This is a genomic window from Stenotrophomonas sp. EMP41, from assembly GCF_047495535.1.
Lineage (GTDB): Bacteria > Pseudomonadota > Gammaproteobacteria > Xanthomonadales > Xanthomonadaceae > Stenotrophomonas > Stenotrophomonas sepilia.
In genome coordinates, this window is sequence record NZ_CP179923.1 from 2,164,607 (window position 1) to 2,179,217 (window position 14,611).

Here is a 14,611-nt window from a genome sequence, read left to right on the forward strand (position 1 = left end):
CGCGCAGCGGGTGGTCGGCCAGCCGCGCATGGCTCAGGGAATCATCCAGGTCAGCCAGTAAGCCTGGGCCAGGGTGATCAGGCCGACCATCGTGGTGAAGATCAGGCTGTGCTTGACCGTGAAGCGGAACAGATCCGACTCCTTGCCGGCCAGGCCGACCGCCGCGCAGGCAATGGCGATCGACTGCGGCGAGATCATCTTGCCGGTGACACCACCGGTGGTGTTGGCCGCCACCAGCAGCACGTCGGACACGCCGATCTGCTGTGCTGTGGTCGCCTGCAACGCCGAGAACAACGCATTGGACGAGGTGTCCGAGCCGGTCAGGAACACGCCCAGCCAGCCCAGGAACGGTGAGAAGAACGGGAACGCGTCGCCGGTATGCGCCAGCGCCAGGGCCAGCGTGGCAGACAGTCCCGAGTAGTTGGCGATGAAGGCGAACGCCAGCACCATGCCAATCGAGTAGATCGGCATGCGCAGCTCACGCACGGTCTCGCCGAAGGTCTGCAGCGCCGAACGGGCCGGCATGCGCAGCGCGATGATGGCGATCACCGCCGCAAGGAGGATCGAGGTACCGGTGGCCGAGAACCAGTCGAACTTGTAGACGGCGTCATAGCTCAGCGGCGCATCCACGATCGGTGGCATCTTCTGCACCAGCTGGTCCAGGCCTGGCACCGGGATCTTCAGCACCCAGCCTTCCAGCGGGCCATCCGCCGCGAACAGCGATTTGAACGGCTTGATGCTCCACAGCGTGACCATCGCGGTGAGGATCAGGAACGGCGACCATGCCCTGGCGATCTGGCCGACGCTGTGGCGCGGTGCCTCCAGCGCCTGTGCGGCCGCCTCGGCGCTGGTTTCGGTGTCGAAACGGAAGATCCGTACCGGCTTCCAGCGGCGCAGGAACAGGGTCAGGCACACCAGTGACGCCAGCGAGGCGGTGATGTCAGGCAGCTCCGGGCCGATGAAGTTGGAGGTCAGGTACTGCGCGATGGCGAACGAACCACCCGCAACGAGCACCGCCGGCCAGGTCTCCTTGATGCCGCGCCAACCATCCATGATCGCCATGATCCAGAACAGCACGATCACGGTCAGGAACGGCAGCTGGCGACCGGCCATCTGGCCGATCTCGAATGCATCCAGGCCGGTGACCTGCCCGGCCACGATGATCGGAATGCCCATCGCGCCGAACGCTACCGGCGCGGTGTTGACGATCAGGCACAGGCCGGCGGCATACAGCAGCTTGAAGCCCAGCCCGACCAGCAACGCTGCGGTGATCGCCACCGGCGCACCGAAGCCGGCCGCGCCTTCCAGAAAGGCACCAAACGCGAAACCGACCATCAGCATCTGCAGGCGCTGGTCTTCGGTCACCGACAGGATCGAGGCGCGGATGATGTCGAACTGTCCGGTCTTGACCGAGACCTTGTAGAGGAACACCGCGCCGATGATGATCCACGCGATCGGCCACAGGCCGTAGACGAAGCCGAAGCCGGCCGCACCCAGCGCCTGGGGCAACGGCATGCGGTAGAACAGCAGGGCCACGCCGAGCGCGATGGCCACGGTGATCGTGCCGGCCAGCCAGCCCTTCATGCGCAGCACGGCCAGGGCAACGAAGAAGAACGCGATCGGCAGCAGCGCGATCAGGCTGGACAACCACAGGTTGCCGGCGGGGTCGTACAGGTGTTGCCAGGGCTGCATGAAGACTCTCGACTGGGGGCGGGTTCACCACCGCAGGGGTGGGTGGTCGTTGGCCCCATCATTATTGGTCATACCGATAATGAATTGCGAAGCCACTGGACGCAGATTGAACCGACGATTGCGCGAAGATCCTATTAGACCATAGGGTTAGAATGAATTATTGGTACGACCATTAAGCCAGTTGAGACAGTGGCGCGTATCCACCACACTGGATCCTGCCCCACCTCTGGTACACGAATGACACCCGCCCCCACCCGCGACCTGCAGTCCATGCAGCGGCAGGCAGCTGACTGCCTTGCCAACTACGCTGAGGCGAACCGGCTTGATCACGCAGGATTGGATGCACTCATCGCCCATCTGCGCGCATATCCGGATGCGGGCGAAGCCATGGCATTGCCAAGCTGGGATCAGGCAGGCTCAGAGCTCCAGATCGCGGGTCGAGGTGATCCATTGCCGCCATCTCTGTTGGGGCAGATCGCCACGGACAAGCACGAGGAGTTGAACGACCTGATCTGTTCGTGCGTTGAAGTGGGAATCGCAGATCTGTACGGCGCTACGACGGGTGTTCCTGACCAGATGTTGGCCAGAGCACTGGCCATCCTGCAGCGCAACGCTCCGCAGAAGACCTGACTGCTTCAACTCCGCCTTGCAATCACGGTCAGATCACCCGTAGAGACTATGATCCCATCCCCTCAACGCCTCAGATCTTCTTCTCCAACCGCCGCATCACCGCCAGCACCAGCACGCACAGCACGCTGACCCCGATCGCGATCACGTACTTGCTGATCCCCACCGCGATGCCGATGGCCGCTGCCATGATCAGCGAACTGGCCGTGGTCAGGCCGCTGACCTGGTCCTCGCGTGAGCCGCGCAGGATGGTGCCGGCGGCCACGAAGCCGACGCAGGCCACCACCGCTTCAATCAGGCGTACCGGATCGACCTGCAACAGGTCGCGGTAACGCTCCTGCTGGAAATGTTCGGCCACCGAGTCGCCGAGACCGACGATCAACGCGGCGGCCCCGGCGATCAACATGTGCGTTCGCAGGCCGGCGGCGTGCTTGCCCATTTCCCGCTCGACACCGAGCACACCGCCGAACAGCATCGCTGCGGCTACGCGCAGCAGGATCGAGACATCCTGGGTAAGTTCCATGGGCAGGCTCCGGGAATTTCCCTGAGCGTCGCGTGGAATGCGTGGCACAGAGGTGAAGGCCACCCCACAGTGCGTTCACCCGGTAGCGCCGGGCGATGCGCGGCGACGCCGTAACCCGCGTTCAGCGCATCACTGCGCGAGGTAGCCACCGTCGATGGCGTAGTACGTGCCGGTCGCGAACGAGGCATCGTCGCTGGCCAGCCAGGCTACCAACGCGGCCACTTCCTCCGGCGTACCCAGCCGCTTCAACGCGTGCCGCCCTTCCAGCGTGGCGCGCACCTTCGGGTCCATCCTCTCCAGCAGTGGCGTGCTGATGAAGCCCGGCCCCACGGCGTTGACACGGATGCCGTCAGCCGCATGTTCCCACGCTGCGGTCTGGGTCAGCCCGACCACGCCGTGCTTGGCCGCCACATACGCGGTGGAGCCGGCATAGCCCACCTGGCCCAGGATCGAGGCCATGTTGATGATGCTGCCGCCCGTGCCGGCCGCGCGCATGGCCTGGATCTGCGCACGCTGGCACAGGAACACGCTGGTGAGGTTGACATCGATCACGCGCTGCCAGCCATCGAGAGGATAGTCACCGCTGGCGGCGGCCGGCCCGCTGATGCCGGCGTTGTTGACCGCCACGTGCAGGCCGTCGAGTTCCTTGATCGTGCGCTGCACCGCTGCCTGCACCGCCGTGTCGTCGGTGACGTCCAGCGCGATGCCGATGGCCTGTGTGCCGGTGCTGCGCAACTGCGCCACGGTGGCATCCACTGCATCCTGCTTGAGGTCCCAGACCGAAATACGGGCACCGGATGCGGCCAGCGTCTGGGCCACGGCCAGGCCGATGCCCGACACGCCTCCGGTCACGATCGCGGTCTTGCCGGTCAACTGGTAATCAATCATCTCCATTCTCCATCGGTGGGGGGTATCGAAGTGGCCTGCAACAGCCAACCGACCCACCCTACGCGCGCGCCCGTGATGGCCGGGCTGACATCGCATCTTCAGATCGTTCCAGCCATGAAACCTCAACTGCAGTTTATGTATGGAATTACGTACGGACATGCGTGCAAAACGCCGGCGTATGTTCGTCGACATTTTCACTTTGGCCGTAATCGCCAATCGCTTTGACCTTATTGAAGTCAAAAGCACGCGAATCGCGGCGACAATGGGAAACGCTTCCAGATTCTTCGACACCTTCAATTCAACCTGTGTTTGCGCAGAGCGATGTCCCGATATTTCACTTTTGCTGATTACCGCCAGTTCGGCGAACGCCATGGCTACGACTACCGGATCGAAGGGAGTGAACTGCGCGACGACCAATGGGCAGGGCGTGGCGACGTCCACGAACAGTCACTGCGCGGTGGCCTGGGCCTGATAGCCTCGGACGTGCACAACCGCTTTACCTATACGGCAACCGCTGTGCACGATGCCGGCCTGACCATCCGCCTGATGCTGCAGGGCGAAGTGGATGTCCAGTTTCCTCGTCGCAAGGGCTTCACCCTGCGCGCCGGCACAGGCATGACCACCAGTCACCATGAACCTGTTTCCATGGCCGGTCTGCATCCTGGTGGCAGCCACCTGCGCGGGGTCAGCTTGAGCGTACCGGCCGATCTGGACGTGGACATGCTGCGCCTGCCGGCACTGCAACGGATCCTTCAGTCCCCTCTGCAGTGCCGCCACTGGGCCATTCCGCACGCGATGCTGCCGACGCTCGCCCAACTGTTCGACAGCCCATGGCAGGACGACATCGATGCGCTGTGGCGCGAAGGCGTGGCCCTGCAGGTGTTGGCCGTCGGCCTGCAGGCCCAGGATATGCAGACCGAGCATGTACGCACGCTGCGCGCCGGCCAGCGCGAGCGACTGGAACGGGTGCGCAGTTACCTGCATGACGACCCCAGCCATGCCCACAGCCTGATCGAACTGGCCCAGCTGGCCTGTATGAGTCCGAGCTCCTTGCGTCGCCATTTTGCCCAGCAATACGGAAGCTCGGTGTTCGACTACCTGCATGAGCAGCGCATGCGCCATGCCGAACAGGGCCTGCGCGAGAACGGATGGACCGTCGAGCAGGCTGCCGCCGCCAGCGGCTACCGCCACCCCAGCAACTTCGCCGCCGCGTTCCGCAAGCGCTTCGGCCTGGTCCCCAGCCGCTGGCGCACGGGCCCGTCGAAGGTGGGCTGAAGGCCCGGGCCCTGGTAGGTGTCGACCTTGGTCGACAGGCTCCTGCACCATCGCGGATGCCGGCCAGCGGCCGGCACTACCACACCCGCCTGGATCCACCTGCCATGGCTCAGCCCTGGTAGGTGTCGACCTTGGTCGACACGCGCTGAAAGCGATCATATTCCCGGCACATCTTTGCGCATGTCGCAGATGCCCATTGCGGCGAAAGATGGGCCGCGGCATCGTAGTAAGGCTGACTACAGGCACTTCTCGTGGACAACCGAGATCAGCCAAGCACGCCTTACTTCATCCGATGCATCCAAAGTCCGTGGCTACCCGAGACAGGCGCGCATGCGGACGATCTACGCAGCTTACAGGCACATTGGAGCGAGGCAGCGATTCCAGAGGGCTTCATACAGCTCCTGCGTTGGTCAAACGGTGGGCGCTGCGTGTTCCCTCATGCTTATGTCGACCTGTGGTCCATCGCCAGCATCATTCAGCTTAACGGCAGCTACCAGATCCGTCGTTATCTTGGCGACTCCCTGATGGGCATTGGAACGGACGGTGGATCGACGCTCATTGCGCTCGATCTCCGTTTGCTCAGACCCGGCCAGATCGTCTCATTCGATCTGGCCGATCTCGATATCAGCCAGGGCAAGCCCATCGCCGAATCTATTGCCGAACTCTTTCGTAAGTTCGACAGCGGCCTGCTGACTAGCGACAACCTTTATCCTTGAACATGGAAATGCCGGCCAGCGGCCGGCACTACCACGTGCTGCCGGGCTATGCCCGGCGTCATCCTCTCCGCCTCAATACACCGGCAGATCGATGTAGCTGGCCTGCGCAGCGCTGTGCCACACGCGCTGCGTGGCCTTCTGGTAATCGCCTGGCTTGGCCAGGTAGATGTTCGGCACGTAGGTCTGCGGATTGCGGTCGTACAGCGGGAACAGGCTGGACTGCACCTGCACCATCACCCGGTGGCCCTTCTGGAACGTATGGTTGGCGTTGGGCAGATCGAAGCGATACGGCAGCACCTGGTTGGCGGCCAGCGGCTTCGGATCGCTGAAGCTCTCGCGGTAGCGGCCACGGAAGATCGCCAGCGACACCGGCAGCTCGTAGCCACCCATCTCCGGCGTGGACGCTTCCTGGTCCGGATACACGTCGATCAGCTTCACCACCCAGTCGCTGTCGGTGCCACTGGTCGAGGCCTGCAGGTGAACCACCGGCGTGCCGCCGATGCGCAGCGGCGCGGTCAGCGGTTCGGTGATGAAGGTCAGCACGTCCGGGCGCCCATCGACGAAGCGCTGGTCCTTGACCAGCCAGGTGGTCCACATGTCGCGGTCGCCGAAGCGGACCGGGCGCGGCACGAAGGGCACCGGCTTGGCCGGGTCGGACACGTATTCCTCGAAATCACCCTCGCCCGCTGCCGGTGCCTGGAACGCCAGCTTGCCGCCGGCGCGCAGGTACAGCGGCTTGCTGCTGGCGGCACAACCCTTGTCGCAGCTGCGCGGCCAACCCTTCAAGCGGTCCCAGTGGTTTTCGCCGGTGTTGTAGATCAGCACCGGTGGCGTATCGGCCTTCGGCGCGCCATCCACCAGGTACTGGTCGAAGAAGGGCTTGAGCACGTCGCGGCGGAACTGCAGCGCGGTATCGCCGTCGAACTTCAGCGCACCCAATTCGCTGCCGCTGTAGTTCACCTGGCTGTGTCGCCACGGGCCCATCACCAGGTAATTGCGGTTGTTGCCGCTATCGCGTCCTTCCATCGCCTGGTAGGCGTGGTTGGCACCCCACATGTCCTCCTGGTCCCACAGGCCCTGCAGCCACATGGTCGGCACCTTCAGCGGTGTCTTTGCCATCACCGCGTCCAGCGCCTGGCCCTGCCAGAAGCCGTCATAGGCCGGATGCTCGACCAGCTTCTTCCACCAGGTCAACTGGTCCACGCCGGTGAAACGCGCGTAGTCGCCTGCCGAGCCGATGCGCAGGAAGGTGCTGTAGTCGTCGTAGCCGAGGCTGGGCAGCGGCGTACCCTTGCCGCGCTTCTCGGTCTGCATGGCGAAATAGTTGAAGTTGACCTGGCGGAACGCACCGTAGTTGAGCCAGTCGTCGCCCATCCAGCCATCAACCATCGGGCTCTGCGGCGCGGCCACCTTCAGTGCCGGGTGCGGGTCGGTCAGCGCCATCACCACGGTGAAACCCTCGTACGACGAACCGAGCATGCCGACCTTGCCATTGCTCTCCGGCACGTTCTTCACCAGCCAGTCGATGGTGTCCCAGGCGTCGGTGGAATGGTCGACTTTGGTGTTGTTCAATGGCCCGCGCAGCGGCCGGGTCATCACGTAATCGCCCTCGGAGCCATACTTGCCGCGGATATCCTGGAACACGCGGATGTAGCCGCCGTCGACAAACACCTCGTCACCCTGCGGCAACAGGTCGCGCATGCGCGGTGAATCACTGCGGCTGGCGCGACCGGCAGCATCATAGGGGGTCCGGGTCAGCAGAATCGGCGCATTGTGGGCGCCCTTGGGCACCACGATCACCGTGTACAGCTTGGTGCCATCACGCATCGGCACCATCACCACGCGCTTGTCGTAGTCGCGACCGACATCCGGGGCAACGAACGGCTTGCCGCTGATATCCGGGGTCATCGGCGGGGTATCGGCGGCCAGCACGGTGCTGGACAGGCAAAGGGCAATGGCTACAGCGACGGCACGCACACGCATGGACAACCCCTCCCGGCAGGAAAGCCTCAAGCCTACTCCTGCCTGGCACCGTGAAGTGTGTGCAGGCTTTGCATTCTTCGGTGGATGCAGGCAGGACTGATGGCACATGTGCCTGCGGTGCCGCTGCGCTCGCCGGCGAACGGTAGTGCCGGCCGCTGGCCGGCAACCGCGTAACGCGCCCCAGGATCATGAAGTTGCCGGCCAGCGGCCGGCACTACCCGGTCAGGCCACCACCACCTCATGCAGCGCCAGCCAGCGCCAGCGACCCTCTTCCTGCCTCAGCACCGCCAGCGATTCGCGCCACGCGGGCTGGCCGTCATCGATCGAATGCCCTTCGCGATAGCGCAGCACCGCCAGCGGCATCGGCGCATCCACCGCCTGCACGGCGTCGATGGAAATCCGCAGCCCGGGGCGCGCCCCGTGACCACCGGCGAACAACGCCTGCACGGACTGCCGATCCAATCGGCGTCCGGCGATGCCGACCATGCTGAAGTCCGTGCAGAAATGCGTCATCAGATCATCCAGCGCATCCGCATCAACCTCGGCCCGGAACCAGGCCTGCAGCTTGTCATGCAGGCAGTGGATTTCATGTTCTGCGGTGGTGTCCATCAGGTGTTCTCCGGTTGCTAAAAGGTGATCCTCTGCGACCTGCGCAGCAATGCCATCGGCAGCAGGGTCAGCAGGGCGGCCAGCCCCAACGCCACGCGGGTGGCGTTGGCCGGCAGCCATTGCATGGCCAATGCCAGCAGCAGTGCGATGGCGGCGGTGCCGAGGCAGAAGCTGAGCTGGCGGTTGAGGTTCCAGAGTGCACTGGCATCGCCCAACGCCTCACCTTCCACACCCTGGAAGGCCAGCGTCTGCGCGGTGCTGCTGCACAGGCTGCCGCCGGCGCCCGTCAGCGCGAACAACAATCCGGCCAGCACGAAGGCCGGCTGTGGCAGCAGCGCCATCAACAACAGGCCACTGGCCTGCAGGAGCATGCCGACGCGCAGTACCGCGGCCGGACCGAAGCGAGCCAGCAGGCGCTTGCTGGCCATGATCGCGATGGCCGCAGCCAGCGCCCAGGGCAGCATCAGCGCGCCGATGCGTGCCGCGCTGTAACCGGCGTGGTGCAATTGCAGGGTACTGACCAGTTGGCTGCCAATGAACACACCGGGTACGGCGAGATACACCAGCATCGCCAGCCGCAGCCCGCGATGGGACAGCAACGACCAGCGCAGCAGTGGCTGCGCCTGCCGACGTGCATGCCGCAGGTGCGTCGCCGCCAGCAACAGCGCGGCCAGCAGCAACACGGCACCTGCACCGCGATGTCCCGATTCGCCCAGCCAGGTCAGCGCCAGCAGCAGCGCGCCCAGCGCCAGCATCGCGGTGGACAGCGCATAGGCCTGCAGGCGCGGCGCACTGCGCGCGCCATCGGCCGGCATCCACGCCAGCACCAGTCCAATCGCCACCACGGCCAGCGGCAGGCTGGCCCAGAGCACACCGCGCCAGGACAACCACTGCACCAGCAGCCCACCGAGCGCGGGCGCCAGTGCTGGTACCAGCAGCGCAACCAGCAGGATGCGCCGGGTCAGCGCACCACGCTGCCCGGGCGTGCACTGTCGGTAGGCCGCCGCCTGTGCCACCGGAATCAGCAGGCCACCGGCCAGGCCCTGCAGCAGGCGCCAGCTCAGCAGCCAGCCAATACCCGGTGCTGCGCCGGCCAGCGCAGCGGCAACCGCGAACAGCAGCAACGCCACCAGCAGCAGGCGACGCTCACCCCAGCGCGCGGCCAGCCACGGCGCCAGCGGAATCACCACGCTCAGGCCCAGCATGTAGGCGGTGCCCACCCAGGCCAGGGTGCTGATGTCGGCGTGCAGCTCCGCTGCCAATGCCGGATAGGCCACCGTGGCGACGAACATGTTGACCAGATCCAGAGCGAATACCAGCAGGAAGATCGCCTCATGGCGCAGGCGGGGGGACGGCATCGGCGGCGCTCCAGCAGGGAAGCGGCCAGCATGCCGTGCGGGCCTTGTTGGAAAAACACGACAGCAACTGCAACACTGTCAAATCCACTTTGACAATGAATTGCCATGGTCAGCCTCGATCGCTTCGATATCTTCCGCGCCGTGGTCGAGGCCGGCAGCCTGACCGCTGCGGCCGATCGCCTCGGCCTCAGCCGCGCGGTGGTCAGCTTCAACCTGAAGCGGCTGGAGCAGGAGCTGGGCGTGACCCTGCTGCTGCGCAGCACCCGCCACCTGGCCCTGACCGAGGCCGGGGAACAGTTCCTGCAACACTGCGTGCAGGCACTGGATGCCGCACAGGCAGCGATCGATGCCGCGCGCCGCGACCAGCATCAGCTGCAGGGCGTGCTGCGCCTGACCACCACGCCGGAGTACGCCCAGCTACGCTTGATTCCTGCGTTGGAGGCGTTCCGTGCGCGGCACCCGGCCCTGCAGCTGCACCTGTCGACCTCACCGGCACCGGCCGACCTGATTCCCGAACGCTTCGACCTGGCGATCCGCCTCGGCCGCCTGCCGGATTCAGGGCTGCATGCCAGCGAGCTGGAACGCCATCCACTGTGCGCGGTGGCGGCTCCGTCCCTGCTGGCACGCCTGCCCTCTGCCGATGCGGCCGATGACCCCGTGCAGCTGGGCACCCTGCCCCGCCTGGGCTACCCACGCCTGGCCGACGTGCCGGTGGTTGCCCCCGATGGCAGCGACGCGCTTTTCGCCACTAATCCGGGCAATGCCGTGGTGCGCGTAGATGGTGCCAGCAGCCTGCGCGCTTTCGCCGTGGCCGGCGCCGGGGTCACCGTGCTTCCACGTTGGCTGATCGAGGACGACCTGGCCCAGGACCGGCTGCGGCCAGTACTGCGCCAACACCGTTTCCCGCAGCAGAGCGTGTACGCGGTCTATCCGCACAGTTCGCAGCCTTCACCGAAGGTGCGGCAGCTGATCGATTTCCTGCGTGGGTGGTTCGGCACCGCACCTTTGTAGAGCCGAGTTCATCAGCCGAGCGTGGGCTCGGCTCTACAGGACGCCACGAACGGACACGGCCCTGTGCGGGCCGTGTCGTCAGGCATCAGCGCAGCACCTGCTCCACCAGCTGCACGTCCACGCTCTGCAGCGGCTCGGCCGCATTGCGCGACAGCTGCACCTGGTAGGTGCCGCCGTGGATCTTCCACTGGCGGGCCTGCGCATCGTAGTGGGCCAGGGTCTTCGGCTCGGCTTCGATGCGGATGCGGCGCTGTTCGCCCGGTTGCAGGTTCACCTTGTCGTAGCCGATCAGGCGGATCGGCGTGGTGCTGCCGGCCGGCAGCTTCAGGTACAGCTGGGCCACATCGGCGCCGGCCCGCTTGCCGGTATTGCGGATGTCGACGCTGGCGACCAGGCGCGAGCCTTCCACGCTCACCTTCAGGTTCTCATAGGCGAACGAGGTGTAGGACAGGCCATGGCCGAAGGCGAAGGTCGGGGTCAGGCCCCTGGCCGCCATCCACTTGTAGCCGACGTTGGCACCTTCGATATCGAAATCGAACACATCACCGAACGGCTTGGCCGGCTTGAAGCCGAGACCGTCGATATGCGGGCGCGGCAGCTGCGATTCGTCCGTCACCCAGGTCACCGGCAGGCGGCCGGACGGATTGACCTGACCGGTCAGCAGCGCGGCGATGCCTTCGCCGCCGCGGATGCCCGGGTACCAGGCCTGCAGCATCGCTGGCACCTGCGCCAGCCAAGGGGTGCGCACCGGGCCATTGGTTTCCAGCACCAGCACCGTCTTCGGGTTGGCCTTGGCCACCGCCGAGATCAGTGCGTCCTGATTGTCCGGCAGCTGCATGTCCGGCAGGTCCACCGATTCGGCCGCCCACTGGGTGGCGAACACGATGGCCACGTCGGCCTGTGCGGCGGCCCTGGCCGCTGCGGCGGCGTTGGTGCCGTCCACGTACTCGATGGTCGCGTCCGGACGCGCCGCACGCAGCGATTCCAGCGGCGAGGACGGGTGGAAGATCACCGGGCCCGGCCAGGTGGTCGGCAGCACGCCCGGCACCGCGTTGGTGCCCTTGGCGGTCACGCCCACCATCGACGAACCACCGCCACCGATCACGCCCTTGTCGGCGTGGCCACCGATGATGACGATGCGCTTCACGCTGTCGGCCAGCGGCAACAGGTTGCCTTCATTGCGCAGCAGCACGCTGCCCTCTTCCACCGTGCGCTGGGCCACGGCGAAGCCGGCCTCGGCATCCACCTTCTGGTGCTGCGGCGGGTTGTCGAAGTTGCCGTGCAGGAACATCGTGCGCAGGATGCGCGTGACCATGTCATTCAGGCGCGCCTGCGGCACCACGCCGCCATGCACGGCCAGGCGCAGCGGTTCGTCGAAGAACACCGCCGCATCGAACACTTCACCGGCCGACTGCTGGTCCAGGCCGGCCAGCGCCGCCTTCGAGCCGCTGTGCACGCCGCCCCAGTCGGACATCACGAAACCGGGGAATTTCCATTCCTGCTTCAGCACCTGGTTCATCAGGTAGCCGTTCTCGCAACCGTAGGTGCCGTTGATCTTGTTGTACGAGCACATCGCTACACCCGGGCGGCCGGCTTCGAGCGCGATCTCGAAGGCCAGCAGGTCCGACTCGTGCATGGCCTGTTCGCCGATGCGCACGTCGTGGAAGTTGCGCCGGGTCTCCATGTCGTTCAGCGCGAAGTGCTTCATCGAGGAGATCACGTGCTGGCTCTGCACGCCCTGGATCAGCGCGCCGACCATCGATCCGGCCAGCAGCGGGTCCTCACCGGCATATTCGAAGTTGCGGCCGTTGCGCGGGTCGCGCTGCAGGTTGACGCTGCCCGACAGCAGGATGTTGAAGCGCTGCTGCCACGCCTCGCGGCCCATGGTCGCGCCACCTGCGAAGGCGACTTCGCGGTTCCAGCTGGAGGCGGTGGACGGGCCTGAGGGCATTGCCGTGGCGAAATCGCCCGGACGGATGCCGCCCGGATTGGTCACGCCGACACCGGCATCGGCCGACTGCTGCGACGGAATGCCCAGGCGCGGCACGCCCGGCACGAAACCGGCCGAACCGACCGCACCTTCCGGCAGTGGGCCACCGTCCTTGCCCAGCCCGAAGTAGCTGTGCAGCATCTGGAACTTCTCATCCTCGGTCATCGCCTTCAGCAGCAGCGCGGCGCGCGCATCAGCGTTGAGGGCGGTGTCCATCCATGGCTTTTCGCCGTGCTTGTCGGCGGCATAGGCCAGTGTCAGCAGGGTGGCGCGCAGGCTGCTGCCCTCCACCTTGAATGGTGCGCTGCTGGCGGCTTGGAAACCGTCGCTGAAATAGCTGGCATCGGCTTCCAGCGCCACACGCGCCGGATCGAAGCCTGCGGCCTTGGCCGATTCACCGGCCACCGCGCCGAGCAGCACCGCCGGTGCACCCAGCCGGGAACGGGTGACCAGCGCCGGCAGCTGCGCGGCACCTGCGCCGGCATCGGTATAGACCGCCACGGTGTGGCGGCCATCGTCCAGGCGCAGGTAGTTCAGGCCCGGCTGGTCGGGGCCGGATTCGGCAGCAATCGGCAGCCGGGTCAGCACGGCCTGGCCGCGCTGGGTCTGGCCATCGTCCTTGCCCGCAGCAACGAAGCGGTATTCGTAACCCAGTCCATCGGCCAGCACCTGCAGCGGATCGACCTGGCCAATACCGCGCTGCACCTGGCGCACGCTCACCGCGTCCACCTGCAGGGTCTTCAGCTGGGCGGCCAGGGCCGGCATCGCCTCGGCGGTCGGGGCCTGTTCCAGGGTCAGCACGGTGAACGCGGCAGGGTCGGCCCACGCCGGAGCGGCCAGTGCGGCAGACAGGGCCAGGGACAGTGCAAGCGGCTTTGTAAACGTTTTCATCGACGGGCGTAATTCCGTTGCCAAGGCAATCGGTCCAGGGAAAGTGCCGCCGAAGGGTGCAGCGTTCATGCCGCGCAGGGGTTGCCAGGCAACACCCCGCAGGCCGAAGGACGGGCCGGTCTGCGCGCGGGACCCTCCTCCCGGCGTGACAACCTGCCTGCCCGGGCCGCGCAGGGCGACCCAATCCTGTGAAGATTGTGCGAGGGCGTTCACGCCTGTCAACAGGACCTAAGTCACAGGGGCGATCCCTGCCTGCAGTTATCAGGCCATCACCGGCGGTCATCAGCGGGCCGCGCTGGGCTGCCGATAATGAAGGTCCCAGGCCACGAACCGAGCCCATGACTGTCCATCGCGACTTCGACCATCTCTGGCGTGACCGCTGTGATACCTCCAGCCAGCGTGCGCCGCGCGTGCTGATCCGGGTGTTCGTGGCCCCCGGTGAGCTGGAACGCAGCGTGGCGTTCTACGAGCAGTTGCAGGGCGTGGTGGCCGATGCGGGCTTTCCGTTTCCGGAGGCCGGGCTGCGCCTGGCCATGGTCGGTGCGTTCCTGTTGATCGAGGGCAGCGAGGCGGCGCTGGCGCCGTTCACCTCGACCACGGGGACACTGCTGGTCGATGACGTTCGGCCTTATCACGACAAGCTGGTCGCCGCCGGCGCCGAGATCATCTTCCCGTTGCAGGTGGTCCCGACCGGGGCGGCGTTCAATGCAGTGCATCCCGATGGCACGGTGGTCGAGTACGTGCATCACCGGCCTGATCCGCAGGGGCGGTGAGGGTGCGCACGGCCGGGCTGCGCACGGCACCCGCAGAGGCGACATCAACGTCAAAAACCAGAGCAACAGCAAAAGCTGGGTTCCTGCAGGTAGGCGGGGTGGGTCCGGCTGCGGGGGGCGCTGCAAGTACGTCCATGTAAGCTCGGTCGCGCCATCCATGGCGCTCACGCCCCCGCAACCGGACCCACCCCGCCTTCGACAGTCTCTCGCGACCTGCAGTAGATCCACGCCATGCGTGGATGCTCTTCGTTTCATTGTCGAAATAATCGATTTCG

At 65.8% G+C, this 14,611-nt stretch carries 12 protein-coding genes; 5 read left to right on the forward strand and 7 right to left on the reverse strand.

Going from position 1 to position 14,611, the window contains the following annotated elements:
- Nucleotides 1-33: 33 nt before the first annotated feature.
- On the reverse strand, nt 34-1,692 hold the full coding sequence (lldP, locus tag ACMGRF_RS09920) for an L-lactate permease (RefSeq protein WP_414485895.1): 1,659 nt from the start codon (nt 1,690-1,692) through the stop codon (nt 34-36).
- 237 nt (nt 1,693-1,929) lie between these two features.
- Here lldP and ACMGRF_RS09925 point away from each other — a divergent pair, with 237 nt between their 5' ends.
- Complete coding sequence (locus ACMGRF_RS09925; RefSeq protein ID WP_049438364.1) at nt 1,930-2,322, forward strand: hypothetical protein; 393 nt, start codon at nt 1,930-1,932, stop codon at nt 2,320-2,322.
- Nucleotides 2,323-2,392: 70 nt separating this feature from the next.
- Here ACMGRF_RS09925 and ACMGRF_RS09930 read toward each other — a convergent pair whose 3' ends face one another.
- Together ACMGRF_RS09930 and ACMGRF_RS09935 are read right to left on the reverse strand one after the other, a co-directional pair.
- Entirely contained in the window at nt 2,393-2,842 is a 450-nt protein-coding gene (locus ACMGRF_RS09930; RefSeq protein WP_049422814.1) for an MgtC/SapB family protein, read from the reverse strand.
- Between the two features lie 129 nt (nt 2,843-2,971).
- A complete protein-coding gene (locus ACMGRF_RS09935; RefSeq protein WP_180880212.1) occupies nt 2,972-3,730 on the reverse strand; it encodes an SDR family NAD(P)-dependent oxidoreductase in 759 nt (252 codons plus the stop codon).
- Between the two features lie 321 nt (nt 3,731-4,051).
- Here ACMGRF_RS09935 and ACMGRF_RS09940 point away from each other — a divergent pair, with 321 nt between their 5' ends.
- Nucleotides 4,052-5,005 carry a helix-turn-helix transcriptional regulator gene (locus ACMGRF_RS09940; RefSeq protein WP_049414561.1) on the forward strand — a complete coding sequence of 318 codons (954 nt, stop codon included), beginning with the start codon at nt 4,052-4,054 and terminating at the stop codon, nt 5,003-5,005.
- A gap of 251 nt (nt 5,006-5,256) precedes the next feature.
- Nucleotides 5,257-5,721 (forward strand): SMI1/KNR4 family protein, encoded by a 465-nt coding sequence (locus tag ACMGRF_RS09945; RefSeq protein ID WP_134709356.1) that lies wholly within the window; start codon nt 5,257-5,259, stop codon nt 5,719-5,721.
- A 72-nt stretch (nt 5,722-5,793) separates the two neighbouring features.
- Here the strand turns inward: ACMGRF_RS09945 and ACMGRF_RS09950 are convergent, their stop codons facing one another.
- The 3 genes from ACMGRF_RS09950 to ACMGRF_RS09960 all read right to left on the reverse strand — a co-directional run bounded on the left by ACMGRF_RS09950 (nt 5,794) and on the right by ACMGRF_RS09960 (nt 9,671).
- On the reverse strand, nt 5,794-7,704 hold the full coding sequence (locus tag ACMGRF_RS09950; RefSeq protein ID WP_049438361.1) for a CocE/NonD family hydrolase: 1,911 nt from the start codon (nt 7,702-7,704) through the stop codon (nt 5,794-5,796).
- A gap of 222 nt (nt 7,705-7,926) precedes the next feature.
- On the reverse strand, nt 7,927-8,313 hold the full coding sequence (locus tag ACMGRF_RS09955) for a DUF4440 domain-containing protein (RefSeq protein ID WP_164282532.1): 387 nt from the start codon (nt 8,311-8,313) through the stop codon (nt 7,927-7,929).
- Between the two features lie 17 nt (nt 8,314-8,330).
- A complete protein-coding gene (locus tag ACMGRF_RS09960; RefSeq protein WP_111191491.1) occupies nt 8,331-9,671 on the reverse strand; it encodes an MFS transporter in 1,341 nt (446 codons plus the stop codon).
- A gap of 105 nt (nt 9,672-9,776) precedes the next feature.
- On the opposite strand from ACMGRF_RS09960, the gene ACMGRF_RS09965 reads away from it, so the two are divergent.
- Nucleotides 9,777-10,682 carry a LysR family transcriptional regulator gene (locus tag ACMGRF_RS09965; RefSeq protein ID WP_049414558.1) on the forward strand — a complete coding sequence of 302 codons (906 nt, stop codon included), beginning with the start codon at nt 9,777-9,779 and terminating at the stop codon, nt 10,680-10,682.
- A gap of 85 nt (nt 10,683-10,767) precedes the next feature.
- On the opposite strand, the gene ACMGRF_RS09970 is transcribed toward ACMGRF_RS09965, so the two are convergent.
- A complete protein-coding gene (locus tag ACMGRF_RS09970) occupies nt 10,768-13,563 on the reverse strand; it encodes a beta-glucosidase family protein (RefSeq protein WP_164282527.1) in 2,796 nt (931 codons plus the stop codon).
- Nucleotides 13,564-13,901: 338 nt separating this feature from the next.
- Between ACMGRF_RS09970 and ACMGRF_RS09975 the strand changes: the two genes are divergently transcribed.
- A complete protein-coding gene (locus tag ACMGRF_RS09975) occupies nt 13,902-14,336 on the forward strand; it encodes a VOC family protein (RefSeq protein WP_049429041.1) in 435 nt (144 codons plus the stop codon).
- Nucleotides 14,337-14,611 lie beyond the last annotated feature (275 nt).